Consider the following 21,034-nt stretch of genomic DNA (forward strand, 5'->3'; position numbering starts at 1 on the left):
GAAGCATGACTGACGGGTCCATCGACGAACGGGATGCGGCGATGAGCGAGCTGCTCGGCATCCGCTCGAGCATCGACAACATCGACGCGGCCCTCATCCACCTGCTCGCCGAGCGGTTCAAGTTCACCCAGCAGGTCGGCCGGCTGAAGGCCGACCACGGACTCCCGCCGAGCGACCCCGAGCGCGAGAAGCGGCAGATCGCCCGCCTCCGGGCCCTCGCCGTCGACGCGCACCTCGACCCGGCGTTCGCCGAGAAGTGGTTCAACTTCGTGGTCGCCGAGGTCATCCAGCACCACGAGGAGCTCGCCGGCAACGGCGCCTCCGGCGACGGCCTGTGAGCCGGTACCCGCTCCCCCTGCCCCAGCAGACCGGCCGGCGGTACCTGGTCACGGGCGCGAACCGGGGGCTCGGATTCTTCACCGCCGCGCGGCTCGCGGCCGCCGGCGCGCACGTCGTGCTCGGTGGACGCAGCAGCGAGCGACTGGATGCCGCGTCGGCGGCGATCCTCGGTGCCCGGCCCGCGGCATCCGTCGAGACCCTCGTCATCGATACGTCGTCGCTCGCCTCGGTCGACGGCGGCGCCGACCGGCTGCTCGCGGAGGGACCGCTCGACGGCGTCATCGCGAACGCCGGCATGGTGCACACGCCGCAGGAACGGCAGGTGTCGGTCGACGGCGACGAGCTGGTGCTCGCGACGAACGTGCTCGGCCACTTCGCGCTGCTCGGTCGACTGCTCCCGCACCTCGCGACGGATGCCCGCGTCGTCTGGCTCGGCTCGCTGTCGACGATGCTCTCGACGTTCCGGGTCGACGACCTGCAGCTCGAACGCGGCTACGACAGCTGGCGCGCCTACGCCCAGTCGAAGATCGCGGCGCAGTCGGTGGGGTTCGAGCTCGACCGGCGGATCCGCGCGGCGGGCCTGCCGGTCGCGAGCGTGGTGGCGCACCCGGGCTACTCCGTCTCGGGCCGCACGCCGACGGTGCCGGGCGTCAACGAGCCGACCCGCGGCACCCGCTTCGCCGATTCACTGCAGTCGCCCTGGGCGCAGGGCAAGCACCGCGGGGCCGAGGTGCCGCTGCACGCGTTGACCGCCGCCGACGTCGAGGGCGGGCAGTTCTGGGGACCGAAGTACCTCACCCATGGGATCCCCGCCCAGCAGCGGCCGACGCGGGTGTCCTCCGACCCGGCGATCGGCGCGAGGGTGTGGGCGTTCGCGGAGCAGGCGACGGGTCGCCCGTTCCCGGTGCAGACGGGTGCCGCGTCATGACGCTCGAGCCCCAGAAGCGCCGTCGCCTCTCGCCGCGCAGGCGGCTCGTGCTCGCGCGCGTCGTCGTGGTGGTCGGCGCCGGCCTCGGGCTCTTCGCGCTGCTCACCGCGCGGTGGGGACTGCTCTTCGCGGCCATCGTCGTCATCGGGCTCGGCGCCGCGATGGGGCCGGCCCGCATCCGCGACTGACCACCCGCACGACGGCCGGCCGACGACCGCCCGTCGGCCTGCACCGCCGCGACTCGTTCACCTGCGCGCAACCCCCGCTTCGAGTGTCGTTGGCGACCGCTGCCTAGCGTCGAGGAAAGGTATCGCGGGCGGTCGCACCGCGTGGCGGAGCGGCCCCGATGTCGGGTCGTCGTGAGGAGGGCCCTGCATGTCCAGGCACAGCACCATCGTGGACCTGTTCGACGTCATCGACGACGCCGACGAGCACGACATCGACCTGCTCGTCGATGCGCTCGGTCTCGGCGCCGGTCGCTAGGCGCCCGGGAGTGCACACCGTCCAGCGCGTCGGCGCCCTCGACATCATCGTGAAGCCCTCGCCCGTCGCCATGGTCTGGAACGAGCCCGGCCGGCCGCACGACGCCATCGCGGCGCCCGGCGTGCGACTCTCGCCCGGCGAGGCGCTCGTCGAGGTGGAGCTCGCCACGGTCTGCGAGTCCGACGTGCGCATGGTGCGCGGCGAGCGGCCGGTCACGACCCCGCTCGTGCTCGGCCACGAGCAGGTCGGCCGCGTGGTCGCGATCGGCGAGGGGGCCATGCGCTCCGACGGCGTCCCGCTCGAGCTCGGCGACCGGGTCGTGTGGTCGGTCACCGTCAGCTGCGGCGAGTGCGACCGCTGCCTGCGCGGACTCCCGCAGCGGTGCCGCTCCCTCGCGAAGTACGGCCACGAGCGCGTGCATCGGGGCTGGGAGCTCTCGGGGGGATTCGCCACGCACGTCCAGCTCCGCGCCGGCACCGAGGTCGTGCGCGTCAGCGAGGAGGTGCCGAGCCGGGTGCTGGCGCCGGCCTCGTGCGCGACGGCGACGGCCCTCGCCGCGCTCGACGCGGCATCCGCTCGGGTGGATCTCGATGGCGCGGGGGTGCTCGTGACCGGCGCCGGCCTCGTCGGCATCACGGCGGCGGCGATGGCGCTCGAGGCGGGCGCGCAAGTGGTCGTGTCCGACCCGGATGCCGCCCGGCGGGCGTTCGCGCGGGGGTTCGGCGCGCTGACGGCGGACCCGGCCGCACGTCCGCCGTCGCCGGAACGGCTGGCCACCGCGCTCGCGACCCTCGCGGCGCGCGGCGTCCCCGAGGTGCTCGTCGCCGTCGAGACGACCGGCGTCCCGCAGTCCGTGCACACCGCGGTCGGCGCGCTCGGCGTCGGCGGCGTGGCCGTGCTCGTCGGCAACGTCCCGCCCGGGTCCGAGGTCTGCCTCGACCCCGCGTCGCTCACGCGCCGGCTCGTGACGATCTCGGCGGTGCACGACTACACGGGCGCGCAGCTGCGACGGGCGGTCGCGTTCCTCGAGCGCGCGTGGCGGAACGTGCCCTTCGACGAGCTCGTGGGTGCGACGCATCCGCTCGCCGAGGTCGACGACGCCATCGCGGAGGCGGCGACCGGGGAGTTCGTGCGCGTCGGCGTGGCGCCCGGCCGGCGCCCGATCTGAGCCGGTCCACCGGGCCGGAGTCCGGAGGCTGGAGGCCGGAGCCGTGTCCGGCGTGACGCAGCGGCCCGAGCACGGCAGCATGGGGGGATGATCTCGAGGGAGCTGGCGCGCGAGCTGCGCGACGCGGGGCTCGTCTGGCATCCCGAGTCGGGCGACCGGTTCCAGCTCGACCTGCCCGAGCACGTCGAACCCGAGGTCGAGGCCGACATCTTCACGGTGAGCGACATGACGATCGAGGCGCGCCGCTATCCGACGGGCACGATCCTCGCGTTCAACGGCACCACCGAGTGGGCGCTCGACTCGGTCGCGCTCGTCGACGCCGTGTGGCTTCCGCGCGAGGACCAGCTTCGCGAGCTCCTGCGCGCCACGTTCCGCTCGCTCACCCGGCTCGACGACACGTTCGCGGTCGACGTCGAGCTCGGCGGCGAGCCCCGCCGCTTCGAGCATCCAGAGGTCGCCGAGGCCTACGGCATGGCGCTGCTCGAGCTCATCGGCAGGTCGCGATGACGGATGCCGCGGGTCCGCCGGGTCCGGCACCGGATGCCGCGGGCCCACCGGGTCCGGCACCGGATGCCGCGCCGGCCCTCGCTCGCGCCCGCGAGCTGCTGGTCGAAGCCGCGGCGACACTGCGCGACGGCGGAGCCCGCCGCGAGACGCTCGCCGAGCTCGCACCCGCCCGCCGCGTCCTGGGGATCTCACGCTCCGCCCGCATGACGCCGATCGGTCCCGTGTGGCGGCTCGGCGTGCTCCTCCTCGACGAGTCCGGTCGCGCGTACGCCACCGGACACGTGGTGCGCGCAGAGCGAGCCGCCCGCAAGAGCATCACCGCGGAGGCGGTCGCGCAGCAGCGGGCGTGGCGCTCCGCGGCGGTGAAGGGCGGGATACCCGAGGGCGAGACCGTGGACTTCGATGCGCCGGCCGTGGACCTCGACGAGCTCGGCCGGGTCGGGGCATCCGGCCCGCTCGTGCTGCTCGACGACGTCGTGCGCGTGCGCTGGAGCCCGGCGCAGCCCGATGCGCTCACGCCCCTCGACGCCTACCTGCGCGACCGTGTCGACCTGCTCGTGCACCCGCCCGAGGGGACGTGAGATGGGCTGGTACCGATCGCCCGGGTTCCGGGGGCTGGCGATCGCGGCGAGCGACGGCATCATCGGCACCGCCGGTGTGCTGCAGGGCTTCGCCGGCGCCGGCGCCTCGAGCTCGACGCTGCTCGTCGCCTCGATCTCGGCCCTCGTCGCCGGATCCGCCGCGGGTTTCGGGTCGAAGTACGCCGAGCTCGCGGCCGATCGCGACGCCGAGCGGGCGGTGATCGCCGACGAGGAGCGCGACCTGCACGAGGACTCCTCCGACGAGCTCGTCGAGCTCACCGCGCACTTCGAGGAGCGCGGTGTCGAGCGGGACCTCGCCCGGGCGACCGCGGAGCAGATGTTCGCGCACGACGCGCTCGCCGCCCAGCTCGAGACCGAGCACGGCATCACCGCGCGGACGGGAGCGGCCGGCCCCTACCTTGGCGCGCTCGCGACCGCGCTCGCGTTCGCCGTCGGCTCGGCGCTGCCGCTCGCCATCCTGCTCGCCTACCCAGCGGCCTGGGAGACCTGGGCCGTCTTCATCGCCGTGCTGATCTCGTTGGCGATCACGAGCGTGCTGATCGCGATCTCGGCCCGGACGTCGGTGCCCCGAGCGCTGGCGCGCACCCTCACGCTGGGCGCGGCGACCATGGCCCTCAGCTACCTCGCGGGCGTGCTCGTCTTCTGAGTCACCGGGCCGTCGCCGCCCTCCGGCGCGCTCCCGGTGCGCCGGATCACGGCGACGATCGGCACCAGCAGCACGGCCCCGACGAGATACGCCACCAGGTCCATCGGGTCGAACGAGCTGCCGAACACGAGGCGGGCGAGCGGCACGACGTCGACGATCGCGGCAGGGATCCCGGTGAGCTGCAGCAGCTCGATCACCGTCGCGAAGGCGACGGCGATCAGGGCGACCGCCGGCCCGGTGAGCGACGGACGGATCAGCAGCACCAGCAGGCCCGCGAACATGACGTAGAGCACGCTGCCGAGCAGGTCGATCACGAGCGACCGGTCGAGCAGTTGCAGCCCCAGTCCGAGTGCGAGGCAGGCGACGGCACCGATGACGGCGCGCACCCGCACGACGCGCGTCGACGCGATCGCGGACGCGGGCGCCGCCGGGCGGGACGGACTCACCGGTCGTCGCCGTCGGTGCGCGACGGGCGCACCTCGGACTCCTGGATCGACTCGATGACCGAGGCCTGGAGGCCCTTCTGGCCGGTGTGCAGCTCCTGGTAGGTCTCGCCGGCGCCCATGAGCGGCGAGAACGCCTCGCGAAGTCGGCGGCCCTTGGGTGCACGCACCGCACGCACGATCGTGCCGACGATGAGCGCCAGCACGAAGGCACCGGCGAGCCAGAGGACGAACGACTCCATCAGCGGCTCGCCTCGTCGCGCGGACTGCCCGGCTCGAAGCCGTACGCCGTGATCACGGGAAGCTTGCCGGCGAGCAGGCCGTCGAGCACGAAGCGCTCGTGGTGCACGACGTTCGCCGGCAGGTCGTCGAGATCGAACCAGCGGACCTCCTCGGCCTTCGGCTCCAGCAGGCGCGGCTCACCCGTCCAGGTGCGGCAGGCGAAGAAGAAGTCGACGCGCTGGTCGATGGCGGCCGGCGATCCGGTGCGGTGCATGGTGGTGAGCGGCGTGAGCGCTCGGGGCTCGATGGCGACGCCGATCTCCTCGGCAGCCTCCCGGATGAGCCCGTCGAGCACCGACTCGCCCGCCTCGACGTGGCCGGCCGCCGAGGCGCCCCACCAGCCGTCGTAGTACCCGGTGCCGGCCCGGAGCTGCAGCAGCACGCGTCCGCCGTCGAGCAGGAACACGTAGGCCGCCGGGATGACGGTGAAGCGGCCGTGCTCCGCGGCGTAGCCCGCCGTGTAGTGCTGTCGCTCGTCGCTCATCGCCGGATCCGCGCGTCCCGTCAGTGCCGCCGGGTCAGTACCCGACGACCGGGCCGAACGCGTCGGCGAGCGGGGCGCGGTTGACGCGGCGCAGCTCCTCGACCGGCACGGTGAACAGGCCCTGCACCTCGAGCGCGCCCGACGCGGCATCCGTCACGCCGATGCGACGCACCGGGTAGCCCCGACCCTCGCACAGCCCGCGGAACCGCACGTCGTCCTCGCGGGGCACCGTCACGATCACGCGACCGGTCGACTCGGAGAAGAGCGCCGTCGCGGCGTCGATGCCGGCGTCCTGCAGCACCTCGTCGAGGACGACGCGCGCGCCGACGCCGAAGCGGCCGACCGCCTCGGACAGGGCGACCGCGAGGCCGCCGTCGCTGAGGTCGTGCGCCGAATCGACCAGGCCCTCGAGCGCGGCCGCGTTGAGCAGTTCGGCCAGGTCCTTCTCGCGACCGAGGTCGACGGCCGGCGGGCGACCGCCGAGGTGGTCGTGCACGACGCCCGCCCAGGCGGAGCCGTCGAGCTCGACCGACGTGTCTCCGAGCAGGTAGACGTTGTGGCCGTCGTCCTGCCAGCCCGAGGGGATGCGGCGGGCGACGTCGTCGATCACGCCGAGCACGGCGATCACGGGGGTCGGGTGGATCGGCACGTCGCCGGTCTGGTTGTAGAACGAGACGTTACCGCCCGTCACGGGGATGCCGAGCTCGAGGCATCCGTCGCTGAGGCCCTCGACGGTCTCGGAGAACTGCCACATGACCTCGGGGTTCTCGGGGGAGCCGAAGTTCAGGCAGTCGCTGACGCCCATGGGCTTCGCGCCGGTGACGGCGACGTTGCGGTACGCCTCGGCGAGGGCGAGCTTCGCGCCCTGGCGCGGGTCGAGCTGCGAGTAGCGGCCGTTCGCGTCGGTGGCGACCGAGACGCCCAGGCCCGACTCCTCGTCGACGCGCACCATGCCGGCGTCGTCGGGGTGGCTGAGCGCGGTGTTGCCGAGCACGTACTTGTCGTACTGGTTCGTGACCCACGCGGCATCCGCCTGGTTCGCCGAGCCGACGAGCTGCAGGAACTGCTCGCGCAGCGCCTCGGGGGTCGAGGGGCGCTCGAGGTCGGATGCCCCGTCGGCCTGCAGCGCGTCGAGGTACGACGGGTAGGCGACCGGGCGCTCGTACACGGGGCCGTCGACCGCGACCGTGCGCGGGTCGACGTTCACGATCTCCTCGCCGCGCCACGTGATCGAGAGGCGGCCGGTCTCGGTGACCTCGCCGAGCACGCTCGACTCGACGTCCCACTTCTCGACGACCTCGAGGAAGCCCGCGAGCTTCTCGGGCTTCACGATCGCCATCATGCGCTCCTGGCTCTCGCTCATGAGGATCTCCTCGGGCGTGAGCGTCGGGTCGCGCAGCAGCACCTCGTCGAGCACGATCGACATGCCGCCGTCGCCGTTGCTTGCGAGTTCGGACGTCGCGCAGGAGATGCCGGCCGCGCCGAGGTCCTGGATGCCCTCGACCAGGTCCTGCTGGAACAGCTCGAGGCAGCACTCGATGAGCACCTTCTCGGCGAACGGGTCGCCGACCTGCACCGCAGGGCGCTTGGTGGGGCCGCCCTCGGCGAACGTGTCGGACGCGAGGATCGACGCGCCGCCGATGCCGTCGCCGCCCGTGCGCGCGCCGAAGAGCACGACCTTGTTGCCGGCGCCCTTCGCGTTGGCGAGGTGGAGGTCTTCATGCCGGAGCACGCCGACCGCGAGCGCGTTCACGAGGGGGTTGGCCTGGTAGGTCGGGTCGAACCACGTCTCGCCGCCGATGTTCGGCAGGCCGAGGCAGTTGCCGTAGAAGCTGATGCCCGCGACGACGCCGTGCACCACGCGCGCCGTGTCGGGGTGGTCGATGGCGCCGAAGCGCAGCGCGTCCATGACGGCGACCGGACGCGCGCCCATCGAGATGATGTCGCGCACGATGCCGCCGACGCCCGTCGCGGCGCCCTGGAACGGCTCGATGTACGACGGGTGGTTGTGCGACTCGATCTTGAAGGTGACGGCCCAACCCTCGCCGATGTCGAGCACGCCGGCGTTCTCGCCCATGCCCACCATCAGGTGCTGCTTCATCTCGGGCGTGACCTTCCTGCCGAACTGGCGCAGGTAGATCTTCGACGACTTGTAGGAGCAGTGCTCGCTCCACATGACCGAGTACATCGCGAGCTCGGCGCTGGTGGGGCGGCGTCCGAGGATGTTGCGGATGCGCTCGTACTCGTCGGGCTTCAGGCCCAGCGCCGCGTACGGCTGCTCCTTCTCGGGCGTGACGGCGGCGACCTCGACGGTGTCGAGCACCGGCGCGGGGGTCCCTGAGCCCGTCGAAGGGGAGCCCGTCGAAGGGGTCGGGGCAGCGGTCGTGGCGGCGGTTTCGGTGGTCACGGGTGGCGAGCTCCAGGGAACAGCGGCGAGCGGATGCCGCGGGCGGATGCCGGACCCGACGAGTCTACCCGGCGTGCTCACGTGAGCAGGCCGAGCGGACCGAGCGCGCCCGGCCACCCGCCCCCACCGGCTGCCGCGACCGCGCCCGGTCCGCTCCGCCACCCGGAGCCGCGGCACGGTCTGCGTTTCTCAGGAGATCTGCGCGGCTCGGCGGCCGAGGTCGGGCGAATCTCCTGAGAAGCGTGCGGTTGCGACCCCGTGGTCCTGAGAAAAGCGTTCGTGCGGCGGGTTACTCCTCGCGGGAGAAGGCGGAGGCGCGCTCCACCTGGTCGCGCGTCAGCGCGACGCCCGTGTAGCGCTCGAACTGCCGCGCGGCCTGCAGCGCGATGACCTCCGCGCCCGTGATCACGGGCTTCCCGGCCGCGCGGGCGGCGAGGATGAGCGGGGTCTCGGCGGGGAACGCGACCACGTCGAAGACGGTGTTCGCGCGCTCGATGAACCCGGGCGTGAAGGCGAGTGCCGCGGCGTCCGCCCCGTGCATGCCGAGGGGAGTGACGTTCACGATGACGTCGAAGTCGGGCTCGGGATCGTCGGCGACCCAGTGGTAGCGGTACTTCTCGGCCAGCGCGCCGCCCGCGTCGGCGTTGCGCGCCACGATGCTGAGGTCGGTGAAACCCGCGCCACGGAACGCCGCCACGACGGCCTTCGCCATGCCACCCGAGCCGCGCACCAGCACCCGCTGCGCCGGATCCAGCTCGTGCTCGGCGATGAGCTGCGCGATCGCCTCGTAGTCGGTGTTCGAGGCCGACAGCACGCCGCCGTCGTTCACGATCGTGTTCACCGACTCGATCGCCGCGGCCGAGGGCTCGACGATGTCGACGAGCGGGATGACCGCCTCCTTGAACGGCATCGACACGGAGCATCCGCGGATGCCGAGCGCCCGGATGCCGCGGACGGCCCCCTCGATGTCGTCGGTCGTGAACGCCTTGTAGATGAAGTTCAGGCCGAGCTCGTCGTAGAGGACGTTGTGGAAGCGCGTGCCGAGGTTCGACGGGCGGCCGGCGAGCGAGATGCACACCGACATGTCCTTGTTGAGGATGGGCATGCCGTCCATTCTCCCGCCCCGCGAGGACCGCCGCGACGGCTGAACGGGTCGGGGCAGGCAGCAACGCCTACGCCTCGCGGCCTCCGGGCGGGCCGATGACGAGCAGCGCGGAGAACACGACGGCGATGCCGATGACCGCCACGACGGTGAGCAGTACCGGGCGGGCCAGGAACCAGCGCAGCATCCGGTTCACCCAGGAGCCGTCGGCCGGGTGCTCGCCTGCCTCGCGGCGCCACTCGCCCTCGAGGCGGCCGCGGCGCATGAGCCAGACCTCGAACGGGATCGTCGCGTAGGGCACGATCGCGGTGAGCACCGCGAACGCGATGAGGCCGAGGTGCCAGCGCAGGTTCACGCCGACGAGCACCGCGGCGAACGCGTACGCGAGGAACACGAAGCCGTGGATCGAGCCGCCGACGAGCACGGCGGCGTCGACGCCGGCGGCGTACTTCAGGATCATGGCGACGATGAGGATCGTCCAGGTGACGGCTTCGGCGAAGGCGAGGGCGCGGAAGAGGCGCTTGGGTGACACAGGAGCTCCAGGGTTCGGGGTCCTTCCATCGTGCCAAGGCCGGCCGCACGCGGCATCCGTCGAAGGATGGAACCGGTCCGTCGGATTCGGCGAGCGCTCCGGTCCCCTGCGGCGTTACGATGTCCGCGAATCGGGGAGGCCGACATGACGAGCAGCGACGAGCAGCACGCGGCGCGCGTCCCCGACGAGGAGCGCACGGCCCGGCACGCTGCGCAGGCGGCGTCCGAGACCGTGGTGAAGCACGCCACCCTCATGCTGCGGGCGTATCGATCGGAGTCCGCCATCTACGGCGTGGTGCTCGTGAGCTCGCTGATCGCGATCGGCTGGCGCGAGGACACCGACCTCCAGGTGCTGGTCTTCACGCTGGGTGCGGTCGTCGTGTTCTGGCTCGCCCATGTCTACGCGGGAACGATCGCGCGCGAAGAGTCGGAGGGGCCGCGGCTGCGCGGCATCCTGCTCGCCGCGCGCTCCTCGGCCGCGCACACGGCGGGGATGCTGCTGGCGATGGTGCTGCCCACGATCTTCCTCGGCCTCGCCGCCCTGAACCTGCTCGACGAGTACCTCGCGTACTACCTCGCCCTCTGGGTGGGGGTCGCCGTGCTCGCCGTGATCGGCTGGTTCGCCGCCCGGCGCCGCGGTGGGCACTGGGGCTGGTGGCTCCTGAGCGCCGTGGTGACGGCCACCCTCGGGCTGATCGTGATCTGGCTCGGCTCGCTCGTGCACTGAGCGATCAGCCGGCCTGCACGCGGACGAAAGGAGCGGTGATGACGCACGATCCCGACGTGGACGCCTGGTTCGACCGCTACGACAACCCGCAGCGCGAACTCGTGCTCGCCGTGCGCGAGGCGATCCTCGATGCCGACGACCGCGTGAACGAGGTCATCAAGTGGCAGGCGCCGACCTTCACCTACAAGGGCAACATCGCGTCGTTCTACCCGAAGACGCGGACCCACGCGAGCCTGATGTTCCATCGGGGCGCGGCGCTCCCCGATCCCGACGGGCTGCTCGAGGGTGAAGGCGAGGTGTCCCGCATCGCGCGCTTCCTCGACGCCGACGACCTCGCGGCGAAGCGGGATGCGCTGCAGGAGCTGATCCGGGCCTGGATCGCGCAGCAGGACGGCGGCTGACCGCCGCTGTCAGCGCCCGCGCTGCTCGTCGAGCCCGATCAGGAACCCCGCATTGCCGCGCAGCGCCGCCTCGTAGCGGAGCACGTCGGGCGTGCGGATCTCCTCGGCCACGAGCGCGAGCAGCTCGCCGACGGCGCCATCGCTGCGCCCGGCCGCGTGCAGCGCGAGCGCGTGGAACGCCCGCACCGACGGCGACTCGGGCCACCCCGCCAGCGCGCGGTCGAGCGCCGTCACCGACTCCTCATGTCGCCCGAGGAGGCGCAGGGTGCTGCCGTACTGCAGGAGGCACCTGCGCAGCGCGTCCCCCGACAGGCCGGCGGCCATCGCCGCCTCGTAGTAGCCGAGCGCTTCCTGCTCCTGTCCGTCCGTGTCGTACGAGCCGCCGACCTCGTAGAGCACCTCGGGCTGGTTCGGATGCTCCGCGAGCAGCGCGAGGAACGCGTCGATGGTCGGCTGCATGTGCTCGCGGTCGCGCTTGCCGAAGAGGTCGGCGATCGTGTCGGCGAGCTCGGGCGTGAGCGGCTCGGGGGCGGATGCATCGGCGGAGGTCATCCCCTCATCCTGCCGCGGCCCGTGGTCGGCTGCGCCGAACTCATCGCCGGAATCCCGCTGATGCGGAGGAATCCCGCTCGGTGGGGATTCCAACGCGCGAACGGGATTCCCCCGCGCGGCTCGGCCGATCACGATCCGTCGTCGTCGAGGTCACCGCCCGGGAACTGCGGGATCCGGCCGTCGCCGGGGCGTACGCCGTCGGGGAAGCCCGGACCGTTCACGCTCATGCCGGGCCCGCCGAGCCGGTTGAAGAACGCCGTGGCGTTCCCGGCGACGAACCCGCTGGCGAACGACAGCGCGGCGATGAGCACGGCCGACACAGCCAGCACCCAGGCGCGGCGGTACCACGGGGTCTTCTCCGCGGGGGGCACGGGCGCGGCGCCGGGCGATGAGGCGACGGATGCCGCGGCGTACGGCTGGGGGGCCGCGGCGTACGACTGCGGCGTCGCGCCGGCAGGTCCGGTCGGGTACTGGGGTGCGGTGGCGGTCATGAGGTCCTCCGGCGAGGCGGGGCGGATCCCCGCGGCTCCCCGAAGCATCCGGCCCGTCGCTATGGGCCGCCCATCAACCGGCAATGGAGGAGCCACGAATGCAGATCGCGGCGAGGCATCCGTCGCCGAACTTGCAACTTTCGGCATTGCGTGGACGAACGGCGCAGGATCGTTCCACAATACGGACGCCTGTCCATTGAGAAGCGGAGAAGTCCCTCCGTAGGCTCCTCGCAAGCCCTCGGGAAAGGCCCTTCCGGCCCGGTTCGAGGGCTCATGTCGCGATCGCGGCATGCCGTACGGAAGGGGAGTCACCGATGACCATCAGCACGAGATCACCGAACCGCCGCCGTCGCACCGCTGCCGCACTCGCGGCCGGTGCCGCCTTCGCCATCGCGGCGCCGTTCGCCGCGACGGCACCCGCGGTGGCCGACGCGAACTTCCCCTCGACCGAGGGCACCACCAGCACCGCCAGCATCCTCACCTACGCCGACGTGGTCGCCCAGCTCGACAAGCTCGAGCGCACCTCGCGGTTCGGCCTCGACGTGTTCACGCTCGCTGAGGCGGGCACCGCGGTGTCGACGTCGGAGCAGGGCCGCGACCTCTACGTCGCCACCGTCGGCGACGGCCCCGAGGCCGTCTGGCTCCAGGGCCGCATCCACGGCAACGAGCCCTACGGCGCCGAGTCGCTGCTCGCGGTGCTGAAGGACCTCGGCACGAACGGGTCGCCCGACTGGCAACTGCTCCGCGACACGTACACGTTCCACGTCATCCCGATGTACAACCCCGACGGGTCCGAGCTCAACATCCGGCACACGATCCTGCAGGACGGCTCGCAGAAGCGGATCGACCTCAACCGCGACTGGGGCGTCGGCAAGTTCGAGGCGGTCGAGTCCGAGGCGTTCTACGAGTACTGGACCATGGTCGACCCGGCGTTCGCGGTCGACATCCACCACCAGGGCCTCAAGCGCGAGTACGGCACGGGCGACGACGTCACGCTGTCGCTCGGCATCTCGCTGGCTCCGGGCGGACCGACCCTCCCGGGCGTCCAGGGCGGCGCGTACGACGTGCTCACCCGCCAGATGCACGTGCACGTCTACGACGAGCTCGCCAAGGCCGGGTACGTCAACATGGACCGCTACCAGGTCGGCGGCAGCCTCGAGATCGACATCAGGGGCGGCGTCGTCTCGGCGATGATGCTCGGTCTCGACCACAACGGGCTCAACCCCGAGGGCCACAGCAACCCGGCGATCTTCTTCGAGACGAGCGGCAACACGTCCGACGGCAGCCTCGGCCAGAAGGCGCGCGGCAAGTCGATCAAGCAGAACGTCCTCGCCCTGCGCGAGCTGCTGACCGGCATGGCGACCGGCGAGGTCCAGCAGGAGGACCCCGCGCGCTGGGAGGAGATCCCGCACGCTCCGGTGACCGGCTACCAGACCGACGACGGCATCATCCCGGCCTCGTTCTGACGCGCGGAGCCTGACGCGCTGCACGCGAACGGCGGCAGGTCCACACGAGGACCTGCCGCCGTTCGACGCGTTCGCGGAGTTACGCCTCGACGAGCGCGCGCTGCACGACCGAGGTGAAGAACCCGAGTCCGTCGACGCCGGACCGCATCGCGGCGGGGGTGTCGGGACCGAAGCCCGGCTCCACCGCGTGCTCGGGGTGCGGCATGAGGCCGACCACGTTGCCGCGGGCGTTCGTGATGCCGGCGATGTCGCGCAGCGAGCCGTTGGGGTTCACGTCGACGTAGCGGAACACCACTCGGCCCTCGCCCTCGAGGCGGTCGAGCGTCTCGGCGTCGGCGATGAAGCCGCCCTCGCCGTTCTTCAGCGGGATCGTGATCTCCTGGCCGGCCTCGAAGCCGCTCGTCCAGTCGGTCGATGCGTTCTCGACGCGCAGCACCTGGTCGCGGCAGATGAACGAACCGTGGTCGTTGCGGATGAGGCCGCCCTCGAGCAGGTGCGCCTCGGTGAGCATCTGGAAGCCGTTGCAGATGCCGAGCACGGGCAGGCCCCTGTTCGCGGCATCCACGACCTCGGTCATGATCGGGCTGAGCGAGGCGATGGCGCCGCAGCGGAGGTAGTCGCCGTAGCTGAAGCCGCCGGGCAGGATCAGCGCGTCGACGCCCTCGAGGTCGTGCGAGCCGTGCCAGAGGGCCACGGGCTCTGCGCCGGCGAGCCGCACGGCGCGCTGGGCGTCGCGGTCGTCGAGCGAGCCGGGGAAGGTGATGACGCCGATGCGCATGGGGGCCGGCCTCAGTGGGTCTCGCCCGCGGGCGCGACGTAGCCGGTGTCGGCATGCTCGGATGCCGCGTGCGCGGCCTCCTCGGCGAGCTCGGCGTTCGACTGCTCGTAGTGGATGCCGACGACGTCCTCGATGACCGAGTTCGAGAGGATCTCCTCGGCGATGTGCTGGACCTGCGCCTTGAGCGCGTCGTCGACGGGCCCGTCGACGGTCAATTCGAAGCGCTTGCCGATGCGCACGCCGGTGAATCCGGTGCGGCCCGTGCGGGCGAGGGCGCCGGCGACGGCCTTCCCCTGGGGATCGAGCAGCTCGGCCTTGGGCATCACGTCGACGACGATGGTGGGCACCGCGGTTCTCCGTCCGGTGTCGAGGGTGTGGATGCCTCGATTCTATCGGGCGTCGGGCGACGTGCCGTCCGGCTGCACGCCGGCACCCTCGGGCTCGGCCTCATCCGCATGGCGTGCTGCATGCCGGCCGTGGGCGCCGCTGAGGCTCATGCCGAGGATCGTGGCGGTGAGCTCGTGCGTGTCGACCGCCGGGCCCGCCCTCCATCCGCCGGCGGCGAGCTGCTGGAAGCCGATGACCGCCGCGACGACGGCGGCGCCGCGACGGCGCGCCTCGTCGTCGTCGACGCCGGCGTCGTGCAGCAGTGCGGCGACGTAGGCGACGCGCCGCTCGGTGACGCGGGCGACGACGGCGTCTACCGACTCGGCCGCCGCGTCGAGGTAGAGCGTGCGCTCGCCGCCGCGTTCGCCCATGCGGTCGACGATGACGTCGTAGAGGGCGGCGAGCCGCTCCTCGGGCGTGCCCGCGCGTTCAACGAGGTCGATGACGAAATCCGTCTCGCTGCGCTCCCACCGCCCCATGACCGCGTTCACGAGAGCGGCTCGATCGGCGAAGTGCCAGTAGAACGAGCCCTTGGTGGCGCCGAGGTCGCGCGCCACGGCCTCGACCCGCACTGCGGCCAGGCCGCCGTCGTTGAAGCGACGGTACGCCGCGTCCACCCAGTCGTCGGCGGAGAAGCTTGCCATGACTGTACGGTACCGTATAGTCTGCCATACGCCCCCGTATGGAGGAACGATGTCCACTCCCGTCTTCTGGTCGATGGCGTTCGACGAGATCGCCGATCCCGACTACGCCGACGTCGCGGTCGGCGTGCTGCCCGCGCACGCGACGGCCGACCCGGCGGCGTGGGCGCGCAGCCTGTTCTCGCTGCGCTCGCTGCCGACGTGGCTCGTCCTGCTCGTGCGCCTGCGCCAGCTGCTCGGCCCGCTCGTGGGCGTGCCGAGGGCGCCGCGCGACCGCTTCGCCGTGCGCTGCGTCTCGGGCGACGAGGTCCTGATCGCCGTCGACCAGCGGCTGCTCGACGTGCGGGTCGGCGTGGGCGTCGACGAACGGCACGGCATCGTGCGCGTGGTCACGGCCGTGCGGCTCAAGGGCCGGCTCGGCCAGGCGTGGTTCCTGCCGGTGCGGGTCGTGCACCCGCACCTCGTGCAGGCGATGATCGCGCGTTCGCGGCGCCGGCTGTCGGGGGTCACCGCGTGAGTCGGCCCGGTCGGCGCCACGCGCTCGACCGGGCCGGCGACACTCGGCTCAGCGCTTGAAGATGCCCCGCAGCACGAGCACGACGCCCGCGACGATCGCGGCGCCCACGGCGATCACGGCCACCGGGTTCTCGCGGTAGCGCGCCTGCACGTAGGTGACGCCGTCGTCGGCGGCGGTCTTCGCGTTCGCGTAGGCCTCCTTGGCCTGGGCGGTGACGGCCTCGGCGGCATCGGATGCCGCGGCCTTCACGTCGTCGATCACGTCGCCGACGACCTCGGCCACGTGGTCCTTGGCGTCCGCCGCCCCGTCGGCGAGGTCGTCGGCGGCGCCGCGGACGGCGTCGCTCCCGTCGCGCACGGCGTCACCCGCGTCGTCGAGCAGCTCGTCGCCGGCATCGCCGACGGCATCCGTCACCTTGTTCGCGGCCTCGCGTGCAGCCTGGGTCGCGTCGGCGATCTTGCGGTCCGTGTCGGACATGGTTCCACCCTCCTCGTCGTTGCGATCCGGTCATGGTACGCGCGCTGGTCGAGAGCTGCCCGAAGCGGCCGCAGGGCTTGCCAACGCGCCGACGGGGCTGCTAGGTCGGGGTCGGGGTATCCGCGCCCTCATGGTGTGGCGGGCCCCGATGCGGCTGCCGCGGGCGCCGACGAGGATGCGCGCATGAATCCCGTCGCACAGGTGCTCGCCGCCCTCGAGGCGCTGACGCTCATCGCCGTCGGCATGCTCGAATCGTTCTTCTTCCGCAGCCCCGAGCTGTACCCGATCTTCCTCATCGATCCCGACGAGTACGACGCCGTCGCGCTCTGGACCCGCAACGTGGGCGTCTACAACATGCTCATGGGCCTGGCCGTCGTGGTCGGCCTCGTGCTCGTGCACCGGGCGCAGGTCGCCGCGGGCCGCGCGATCATCCTCACGATCTCCGGCATGCACGTCGTACTCGGCATCTCGCTGGTGGTCACCGCACCCGAGCTCTGGCTCTCGGCGGTGTTCGAGTTCGGCCTCGCACTCGCAGTGATCCTCGCGATCGTCCTCGGCGACCGCCGCGCGACCGCACGCACGCCGTCGGACGCCATGACGGCGGCCTGAGGCATCCGCCCCCTGCGCCCGCCCTGCGTCGGGCCGCCCGCTACGCCGGCCCTACGCCAACCCGGCCCGCTCGAGGAGCACGCTCTTCAGCTGGTCTCGCGTGGCCGCGAGCCCGCGGTGCACCTCCTCGAAGCTCGTCGACAGCGGCGAGAGGCCGAGGCGCAGGCCGCCGGGGTCGCGGTAGTCGGGGATCACGTCCTGCTGCCAGAGCCGCGCGGTGACCTCGCGCATCGCCGGATGCTCGAGTGTCACGTGCCCGCCGCGCTCCTCGGACTCGGTCGGCGAGGCGAGCGTGACGCCGAGCGGAGCGAGCCACTCGTCGGCGACCGTGATCGCGTACGACGTGAGCGCGACCGACTTCGCCCGGATCGCGGCGATGCCCGCCTCCTCGATCATGGCGAGCGTCTCCTCCATCGCGAGCATGCCCACGATAGGCGGCGTGCCGCTGATGAAGCGACGGATGCCGCGGGCCGGCCGGTACTCGGGACCCATCGCGAACACGTCGGCGGTGCCCATCCACCCCTGGATGGGCTGGGCGAGCACGTCCTGCAGGTCGTCGCGCACGTAGGCGAACGCGGGGGAGCCCGGACCGCCGTTGAGGTACTTGTACGTGCAGCCGACGGCGAGGTCGAAGCCCCAGTGGTCGGCCCGCACCGGTACCGACCCGGCCGAGTGGCAGAGGTCCCACAGGACGAGGGCGCCCGCGTCGTGCGCGATCCGCGTGAGCTCCTCGGCGTCGGCGAGGTAGGCCGACCGGTAGGCGACGTGCGAGAGCACGACGAGCGCCGTGTCAGGGCCGACGACCTCGGCGAGGTGCTCGGGCGTCACGCCCGACGACGTGTCGACCTCGATCCAGCGCAGGCGCAGGCCGCGCTCGCGCGCGATGCCGTCGAGCACGTAGCGGTCGGTGGGGAAGTTGTCGCTGTCGACGACGATCTCGCGTCGGCCGGGGTCGCGTGCGAGCTGCGCGTCGACGGCCGCGCGCGCGAGCTTGTAGAGCAGCACCGTCGTGGAGTCGCCGATGACGGTCTGCCCGGCCTTCGCCTCGATCACGGCGCGGCCGATGCGGTCGCCGATCTCGAACGGGAGCTGCATCCACGCCTCGTCCCACCCGCGGATGAGCCGCCCGCCCCAGTCCTCCCGCAGGAACCGGTCCATCCGGTCGATCGCCGCGATCGGGGGCCGCCCGAGCGAGTTGCCGTCGAAGTAGACGAGGTCGCCCTCGGCGCCCACGAAGCGCTTGCGGTAGTGCGCGAGGCCGTCGGCGCGGTCCATGCGCCGGGCGTACGCGAGGTGCGGATCGAGGGTCACAGGGCCTCCAGGTCTTCCGTGGGCACGAGGCACGCGGTCGCGAGCCACGCGGGCACGTCGTCGAGGGTGTCGGGTACGGGGCCGGGCACGAAGGTCGCGATGCCCTCGGCGCGGGCCGGGCGAGGCCACGGATCGGTGATCGCGGCGAGCAGCGCGGGGGCGTCGAGGCCCGCGCCGGCCATGAGTGCGAGCTCGTCGGCGTTCACGCCCAGCGGCTGGTCGCCGTTGCCGAGGTCGGTGCCGTAGAGCACGCGGCCGCCCGCGTCGAGGAACCGCCGCAGGTTGTCGGCGGCGCGCTCGGAGTCGGGCGTGACGGTGCCGTAGCCGGTGACGAAGAGCGTCGAGATCCAGCGCTGGCCGATCGCGACGGCGCGCTCGACGAGGGCGTCGTCGACGTGCTCGGTGAACGGCGTGTGGGCGAGCGCGTCGACCCCCGCCTCCACGGCCAGCCGCGTCATCCCGTCGCCCTCGACGTGCGCGACCACGGGCAGGCCCCGGTCATGCGCGGCCCGCACGATCGCGGCGAGCGTCGTCGGGTCGAACACGGGCCCGACGTCGGCGTTGAGCGCGACCTTGATCACGGATGCCCCGAACGCCTGCTGTTCGTTGACCGCCGTCTCGGCGGCACTCGGCAGCGCCGATCGTCCATCGCCGCGGTCGGCCTCGACCTCGTGTGCGCAGCCGGGCGCCGCCCACGGACGACCGATCGGGTAGCCGCCGGGCGCCGTCAGGAACGTGCCGGCGAAGTCGGCGCGCGGCAGTCCGTCGCGGTGGCGGCGGGCCGCCACGAGATCGAGCGGCGCGCCCAGGTCGAGGATGCCGGCGATCGCGGTGTCGGCGAGCGCGTCGGCGCCGACGAGCATGAGGTGCACGTGGTGATCCACGAGCGGCGGCAGCATGGTGCCCGTCTCACCGGCGTGGTCGCCGTTGAGCGAACGGCGCACGGGCACGGCCAGCGGGCCGAGGTCGAGCGCGACGACGGGGGCGACGAACGGATCCGCGGGGGCGTCGGTCATCTTGCTCAGCCCGGGATCTCGGTGCGCACGGCGTAGAGCTCGGGGAAGAAGGTGAGCTCGAGCGCGCGCCTGAGGAACGGGGCGCCGCTCGACCCGCCCGTGCCGGTCTTCGAGCCGATGATGCGCTCGACGGTCTTCAGGTGGCGGAAGCGCCAGAGCTGGAAGTTGTCTTCGAGGTCGACGAGCTCCTCGCACGTCTCGTACGCCGCCCAGTGCTCGTCGGGGCTCGCGTAGATCTGCGCGAACACGGGCACGAGGTCGGGGTGGAACGTCCACGCGAGGGTGACGTCGCGCTCGAGCACGTCGGCGGGGATCGGGTAGCCCGCCCGGGCGAGCAGTCGCAGGAACTCGTCGTAGAGGCTGGGCGATTCGAGGGCGCGGCGGAGGATCGCGGTCGCCGCGGCATCCGACTCGAAGACCTGCATCATCTTCGCGTTCTTGTTGCCGAGCACGAACTCGACGGCGCGGTACTGGTAGGACTGGAAGCCGCTCGCATTGCCGAGCACGCCGCGGAACTGCCCGTACTCGGTGGGCGTGAGGGTCGCGAGCACCGACCACTGCTCGGTGAGCGTCTTCTGGATGTGCTTGACGCGCGCGATGCACTTCAGCGCCGGTGCGAGCTCGTCGACGCGCAGCAGCTCGCACGCCGTCTCGAGCTCGTGCAGCACCAGCTTCAGCCACAGCTCCGTGGTCTGGTGCTGGATGATGAACAGCAGCTCGTCGTGGTGCTCGGGCTGCGAGATCGGCCGTTGCGCGGCGAGGAGGGTCGACAGGTCGAGGTAGCCGCCGTAGCTCATGCGGTCGCTGAAATCGGTGACGACGGATGCCTCGATGCGGCGCGTGTTGGCCGCGACGGGCTGCTCGTCTTCGAGGGGTTCGGGCACGCCATCAGCCTAGCCCGCGACGCTTCGTGCGGATCGGGCGCGGCGGGCGCCCCCACCCGGTCAGACCGGCCTGCTGCCCGCCGCGCCGCCTCCCTCTCCCCCAAGAGGGCCGTCCGCCACCGCTCCGATCGAAGCGGAGGCGACTCTCCGAATGATACCGGACAACCGGGCGTACAGTGAACTCGTGAACCCCACTGCGTCGCCACGTCGCGATGCACGACGCAACCACGAGCGGCTCCTCGCCGAGGCGAGGGTGCTCTTCGGGGAGCGCGGCATCGACGCCCCGTTGGACGAGCTCGCCACCCGGGCGGGCGTCGGCGCGGGCACGGTGTACCGCCACTTCCCGACGCGCGACGCGCTCATCCGCGAGCTCTACGACACCGCCGTCGGCGACCTGCACGACTTCGCGCCCGAGATCATCGGCGCCGAGACGGGATGGCGCGCGATCGAGCTCTGGCTCGAGCGGCTGGGGGCCTGGGTCGCCGAGTCGCCGTACCTGCCCGCGGTGATGCGGCGGGTCGCCGAGCTCGATCCCGACTACAAGCCCGGCGCCGAGTTCGCCGACACGATGGACGGCATCGTGGCGCGGGCGAAGGCCGAGGGAGCGCTGCGCGACGACGTCACGGCCGTGGACCTCGGCGTGCTCGTCGACATGCTCGGCTCGATCGGGCAGTACGGCGGCGCCTACCTGCCGTACTGGCGGCGCCAGCTCACGGTCGTGCTCGACGGCCTGCGCGCCCGACCCGACCTCACGCCGCTGCCCGGCGCCGGGCAGTCGTTCGACGCCTTCCACGACATGTCGCACGCGAAGGGGCCGAAGTCGGCGTAAGCGTCTCGATACGCGTCGTATTCGGC

General features: G+C 72.3%; 28 protein-coding genes. 13 read left to right on the plus strand and 15 right to left on the minus strand.

Annotation, left to right across the window (positions count from 1 at the left end; translation table 11 throughout):
* The first annotated feature begins 5 nt into the window (after positions 1-5).
* From ACWGO8_RS09475 to ACWGO8_RS09505, 7 genes are all read left to right on the plus strand, one after another.
* Positions 6-338, plus strand: a complete 333-nt coding sequence (locus ACWGO8_RS09475) for a chorismate mutase (RefSeq protein ID WP_452042813.1) — start codon at positions 6-8, stop codon at positions 336-338.
* Positions 335-1,267, plus strand: a complete 933-nt coding sequence (locus ACWGO8_RS09480; protein WP_452042814.1) for an SDR family NAD(P)-dependent oxidoreductase — start codon at positions 335-337, stop codon at positions 1,265-1,267. The genes ACWGO8_RS09475 and ACWGO8_RS09480 overlap by 4 nt, the downstream gene beginning before the upstream one ends.
* On the plus strand, positions 1,264-1,455 hold the full coding sequence (locus ACWGO8_RS09485; RefSeq protein ID WP_452042815.1) for a hypothetical protein: 192 nt from the start codon (positions 1,264-1,266) through the stop codon (positions 1,453-1,455). The genes ACWGO8_RS09480 and ACWGO8_RS09485 overlap by 4 nt, the downstream gene beginning before the upstream one ends.
* Positions 1,456-1,760: 305 nt before the next feature.
* Positions 1,761-2,918 carry an alcohol dehydrogenase catalytic domain-containing protein gene (locus ACWGO8_RS09490; protein WP_452042816.1) on the plus strand — a complete coding sequence of 386 codons (1,158 nt, stop codon included), beginning with the start codon at positions 1,761-1,763 and terminating at the stop codon, positions 2,916-2,918.
* Positions 2,919-3,005: 87 nt separating this feature from the next.
* Complete coding sequence (locus ACWGO8_RS09495) at positions 3,006-3,425, plus strand: pilus assembly protein CpaE (RefSeq protein WP_452042817.1); 420 nt, start codon at positions 3,006-3,008, stop codon at positions 3,423-3,425.
* Positions 3,422-4,006, plus strand: coding sequence for a hypothetical protein (locus tag ACWGO8_RS09500; protein ID WP_452042818.1), 585 nt, complete (start codon positions 3,422-3,424; stop codon positions 4,004-4,006). The genes ACWGO8_RS09495 and ACWGO8_RS09500 overlap by 4 nt, the downstream gene beginning before the upstream one ends.
* Before the next feature lies 1 nt (position 4,007).
* Positions 4,008-4,673 carry a VIT1/CCC1 transporter family protein gene (locus ACWGO8_RS09505; RefSeq protein ID WP_452042819.1) on the plus strand — a complete coding sequence of 222 codons (666 nt, stop codon included), beginning with the start codon at positions 4,008-4,010 and terminating at the stop codon, positions 4,671-4,673.
* On the opposite strand, the gene ACWGO8_RS09510 is transcribed toward ACWGO8_RS09505, so the two are convergent.
* The 6 genes from ACWGO8_RS09510 to ACWGO8_RS09535 form a co-directional block, all read right to left on the minus strand.
* Positions 4,646-5,119, minus strand: coding sequence for a ribosomal maturation YjgA family protein (locus ACWGO8_RS09510; RefSeq protein WP_452042820.1), 474 nt, complete (start codon positions 5,117-5,119; stop codon positions 4,646-4,648). The two genes, ACWGO8_RS09505 and ACWGO8_RS09510, sit on opposite strands and share 28 nt — an antisense overlap.
* The gene (locus ACWGO8_RS09515) at positions 5,116-5,358 is read right to left on the minus strand and encodes a hypothetical protein (RefSeq protein WP_452042821.1); all 243 of its coding nucleotides are present in this window, start codon (positions 5,356-5,358) and stop codon (positions 5,116-5,118) included. Before ACWGO8_RS09515 ends, ACWGO8_RS09510 begins: the two co-directional genes overlap by 4 nt.
* Positions 5,358-5,882 carry an NUDIX hydrolase gene (locus ACWGO8_RS09520; RefSeq protein WP_452042822.1) on the minus strand — a complete coding sequence of 175 codons (525 nt, stop codon included), beginning with the start codon at positions 5,880-5,882 and terminating at the stop codon, positions 5,358-5,360. The genes ACWGO8_RS09515 and ACWGO8_RS09520 overlap by 1 nt, the downstream gene beginning before the upstream one ends.
* 34 nt (positions 5,883-5,916) lie before the next feature.
* Entirely contained in the window at positions 5,917-8,205 is a 2,289-nt protein-coding gene (gene purL, locus ACWGO8_RS09525; protein ID WP_452043542.1) for a phosphoribosylformylglycinamidine synthase subunit PurL, read from the minus strand.
* Positions 8,206-8,578: 373 nt separating this feature from the next.
* The gene (locus ACWGO8_RS09530) at positions 8,579-9,394 is read right to left on the minus strand and encodes a shikimate 5-dehydrogenase (RefSeq protein ID WP_452042823.1); all 816 of its coding nucleotides are present in this window, start codon (positions 9,392-9,394) and stop codon (positions 8,579-8,581) included.
* 67 nt (positions 9,395-9,461) lie between these two features.
* A complete protein-coding gene (locus tag ACWGO8_RS09535) occupies positions 9,462-9,923 on the minus strand; it encodes a DUF3817 domain-containing protein (protein ID WP_452042824.1) in 462 nt (153 codons plus the stop codon).
* A 144-nt stretch (positions 9,924-10,067) separates the two neighbouring features.
* Between ACWGO8_RS09535 and ACWGO8_RS09540 the strand changes: the two genes are divergently transcribed.
* Together ACWGO8_RS09540 and ACWGO8_RS09545 are read left to right on the plus strand one after the other, a co-directional pair.
* Positions 10,068-10,649: a hypothetical protein gene (locus tag ACWGO8_RS09540; protein WP_452042825.1), complete on the plus strand. Its 582-nt coding sequence runs from the start codon at positions 10,068-10,070 to the stop codon at positions 10,647-10,649.
* 38 nt (positions 10,650-10,687) lie between these two features.
* Entirely contained in the window at positions 10,688-11,050 is a 363-nt protein-coding gene (locus ACWGO8_RS09545; RefSeq protein WP_452042826.1) for a DUF1801 domain-containing protein, read from the plus strand.
* 9 nt (positions 11,051-11,059) lie between these two features.
* On the opposite strand, the gene ACWGO8_RS09550 is transcribed toward ACWGO8_RS09545, so the two are convergent.
* Both ACWGO8_RS09550 and ACWGO8_RS09555 read right to left on the minus strand, forming a co-directional pair.
* Complete coding sequence (locus ACWGO8_RS09550; RefSeq protein WP_452042827.1) at positions 11,060-11,602, minus strand: tetratricopeptide repeat protein; 543 nt, start codon at positions 11,600-11,602, stop codon at positions 11,060-11,062.
* Positions 11,603-11,730: 128 nt separating this feature from the next.
* Positions 11,731-12,093 carry a hypothetical protein gene (locus ACWGO8_RS09555; protein ID WP_452042828.1) on the minus strand — a complete coding sequence of 121 codons (363 nt, stop codon included), beginning with the start codon at positions 12,091-12,093 and terminating at the stop codon, positions 11,731-11,733.
* Positions 12,094-12,407: 314 nt separating this feature from the next.
* Here ACWGO8_RS09555 and ACWGO8_RS09560 point away from each other — a divergent pair, with 314 nt between their 5' ends.
* On the plus strand, positions 12,408-13,559 hold the full coding sequence (locus ACWGO8_RS09560) for a M14 family zinc carboxypeptidase (protein WP_452042829.1): 1,152 nt from the start codon (positions 12,408-12,410) through the stop codon (positions 13,557-13,559).
* A gap of 79 nt (positions 13,560-13,638) precedes the next feature.
* On the opposite strand, the gene purQ is transcribed toward ACWGO8_RS09560, so the two are convergent.
* From purQ to ACWGO8_RS09575, 3 genes are read right to left on the minus strand one after another with little or no spacing between them, the layout of a single operon-like run.
* The gene (gene purQ, locus ACWGO8_RS09565) at positions 13,639-14,337 is read right to left on the minus strand and encodes a phosphoribosylformylglycinamidine synthase subunit PurQ (protein ID WP_452042830.1); all 699 of its coding nucleotides are present in this window, start codon (positions 14,335-14,337) and stop codon (positions 13,639-13,641) included.
* 11 nt (positions 14,338-14,348) lie between these two features.
* Positions 14,349-14,684 carry a phosphoribosylformylglycinamidine synthase subunit PurS gene (gene purS, locus ACWGO8_RS09570; protein ID WP_452042831.1) on the minus strand — a complete coding sequence of 112 codons (336 nt, stop codon included), beginning with the start codon at positions 14,682-14,684 and terminating at the stop codon, positions 14,349-14,351.
* A 42-nt stretch (positions 14,685-14,726) separates the two neighbouring features.
* On the minus strand, positions 14,727-15,368 hold the full coding sequence (locus tag ACWGO8_RS09575) for a TetR/AcrR family transcriptional regulator (protein WP_452042832.1): 642 nt from the start codon (positions 15,366-15,368) through the stop codon (positions 14,727-14,729).
* A 49-nt stretch (positions 15,369-15,417) separates the two neighbouring features.
* Between ACWGO8_RS09575 and ACWGO8_RS09580 the strand changes: the two genes are divergently transcribed.
* Entirely contained in the window at positions 15,418-15,882 is a 465-nt protein-coding gene (locus ACWGO8_RS09580; protein WP_452042833.1) for a DUF2867 domain-containing protein, read from the plus strand.
* A 48-nt stretch (positions 15,883-15,930) separates the two neighbouring features.
* Here ACWGO8_RS09580 and ACWGO8_RS09585 read toward each other — a convergent pair whose 3' ends face one another.
* Positions 15,931-16,359 (minus strand): hypothetical protein, encoded by a 429-nt coding sequence (locus tag ACWGO8_RS09585; RefSeq protein WP_452042834.1) that lies wholly within the window; start codon positions 16,357-16,359, stop codon positions 15,931-15,933.
* A gap of 183 nt (positions 16,360-16,542) precedes the next feature.
* Here ACWGO8_RS09585 and ACWGO8_RS09590 point away from each other — a divergent pair, with 183 nt between their 5' ends.
* The gene (locus ACWGO8_RS09590) at positions 16,543-16,968 is read left to right on the plus strand and encodes a DUF1304 family protein (RefSeq protein ID WP_452042835.1); all 426 of its coding nucleotides are present in this window, start codon (positions 16,543-16,545) and stop codon (positions 16,966-16,968) included.
* A gap of 51 nt (positions 16,969-17,019) precedes the next feature.
* Here the strand turns inward: ACWGO8_RS09590 and ACWGO8_RS09595 are convergent, their stop codons facing one another.
* Genes ACWGO8_RS09595 through kynA form a run of 3 tightly spaced genes read right to left on the minus strand, consistent with a single transcriptional unit; the run spans position 17,020 to position 20,179 of the window.
* Positions 17,020-18,243, minus strand: a complete 1,224-nt coding sequence (locus ACWGO8_RS09595; RefSeq protein WP_452043543.1) for a kynureninase — start codon at positions 18,241-18,243, stop codon at positions 17,020-17,022.
* A gap of 32 nt (positions 18,244-18,275) precedes the next feature.
* Positions 18,276-19,295, minus strand: coding sequence for an amidohydrolase family protein (locus tag ACWGO8_RS09600; protein WP_452042836.1), 1,020 nt, complete (start codon positions 19,293-19,295; stop codon positions 18,276-18,278).
* Between the two features lie 5 nt (positions 19,296-19,300).
* On the minus strand, positions 19,301-20,179 hold the full coding sequence (kynA, locus tag ACWGO8_RS09605) for a tryptophan 2,3-dioxygenase (RefSeq protein ID WP_452042837.1): 879 nt from the start codon (positions 20,177-20,179) through the stop codon (positions 19,301-19,303).
* Positions 20,180-20,363: 184 nt separating this feature from the next.
* Here kynA and ACWGO8_RS09610 point away from each other — a divergent pair, with 184 nt between their 5' ends.
* Entirely contained in the window at positions 20,364-21,008 is a 645-nt protein-coding gene (locus tag ACWGO8_RS09610; protein WP_452042838.1) for a TetR/AcrR family transcriptional regulator, read from the plus strand.
* The last annotated feature ends 26 nt before the right edge of the window (positions 21,009-21,034 follow it).

It is taken from the genome of Agromyces sp. NPDC055661 (genome assembly GCF_053618135.1).

Bases quoted from the DNA above. Each gene is read 5' to 3' on its own strand.
- ACWGO8_RS09545 (WP_452042826.1), top strand. From the start codon at position 10,688: ATGACGCACGATCCCGACGTGGACGCCTGGTTCGACCGCTACGACAAC.
- ACWGO8_RS09475 (WP_452042813.1), top strand. From the start codon at position 6: ATGACTGACGGGTCCATCGACGAACGGGATGCGGCGATGAGCGAGCTG.
- ACWGO8_RS09485 (WP_452042815.1), top strand. From the start codon at position 1,264: ATGACGCTCGAGCCCCAGAAGCGCCGTCGCCTCTCGCCGCGCAGGCGG.
- ACWGO8_RS09515 (WP_452042821.1), bottom strand. From the start codon at position 5,358: ATGGAGTCGTTCGTCCTCTGGCTCGCCGGTGCCTTCGTGCTGGCGCTC.
- ACWGO8_RS09600 (WP_452042836.1), bottom strand. From the start codon at position 19,295: ATGACCGACGCCCCCGCGGATCCGTTCGTCGCCCCCGTCGTCGCGCTC.
- ACWGO8_RS09560 (WP_452042829.1), top strand. From the start codon at position 12,408: ATGACCATCAGCACGAGATCACCGAACCGCCGCCGTCGCACCGCTGCC.
- ACWGO8_RS09520 (WP_452042822.1), bottom strand. From the start codon at position 5,882: ATGAGCGACGAGCGACAGCACTACACGGCGGGCTACGCCGCGGAGCAC.
- ACWGO8_RS09590 (WP_452042835.1), top strand. From the start codon at position 16,543: ATGAATCCCGTCGCACAGGTGCTCGCCGCCCTCGAGGCGCTGACGCTC.
- ACWGO8_RS09575 (WP_452042832.1), bottom strand. From the start codon at position 15,368: ATGGCAAGCTTCTCCGCCGACGACTGGGTGGACGCGGCGTACCGTCGC.
- ACWGO8_RS09595 (WP_452043543.1), bottom strand. From the start codon at position 18,243: ATGGACCGCGCCGACGGCCTCGCGCACTACCGCAAGCGCTTCGTGGGC.
- ACWGO8_RS09505 (WP_452042819.1), top strand. From the start codon at position 4,008: ATGGGCTGGTACCGATCGCCCGGGTTCCGGGGGCTGGCGATCGCGGCG.
- ACWGO8_RS09585 (WP_452042834.1), bottom strand. From the start codon at position 16,359: ATGTCCGACACGGACCGCAAGATCGCCGACGCGACCCAGGCTGCACGC.
- ACWGO8_RS09500 (WP_452042818.1), top strand. From the start codon at position 3,422: ATGACGGATGCCGCGGGTCCGCCGGGTCCGGCACCGGATGCCGCGGGC.
- ACWGO8_RS09555 (WP_452042828.1), bottom strand. From the start codon at position 12,093: ATGACCGCCACCGCACCCCAGTACCCGACCGGACCTGCCGGCGCGACG.
- ACWGO8_RS09530 (WP_452042823.1), bottom strand. From the start codon at position 9,394: ATGCCCATCCTCAACAAGGACATGTCGGTGTGCATCTCGCTCGCCGGC.
- purQ (WP_452042830.1), bottom strand. From the start codon at position 14,337: ATGCGCATCGGCGTCATCACCTTCCCCGGCTCGCTCGACGACCGCGAC.
- ACWGO8_RS09550 (WP_452042827.1), bottom strand. From the start codon at position 11,602: ATGACCTCCGCCGATGCATCCGCCCCCGAGCCGCTCACGCCCGAGCTC.
- ACWGO8_RS09580 (WP_452042833.1), top strand. From the start codon at position 15,418: ATGTCCACTCCCGTCTTCTGGTCGATGGCGTTCGACGAGATCGCCGAT.
- ACWGO8_RS09540 (WP_452042825.1), top strand. From the start codon at position 10,068: ATGACGAGCAGCGACGAGCAGCACGCGGCGCGCGTCCCCGACGAGGAG.
- ACWGO8_RS09495 (WP_452042817.1), top strand. From the start codon at position 3,006: ATGATCTCGAGGGAGCTGGCGCGCGAGCTGCGCGACGCGGGGCTCGTC.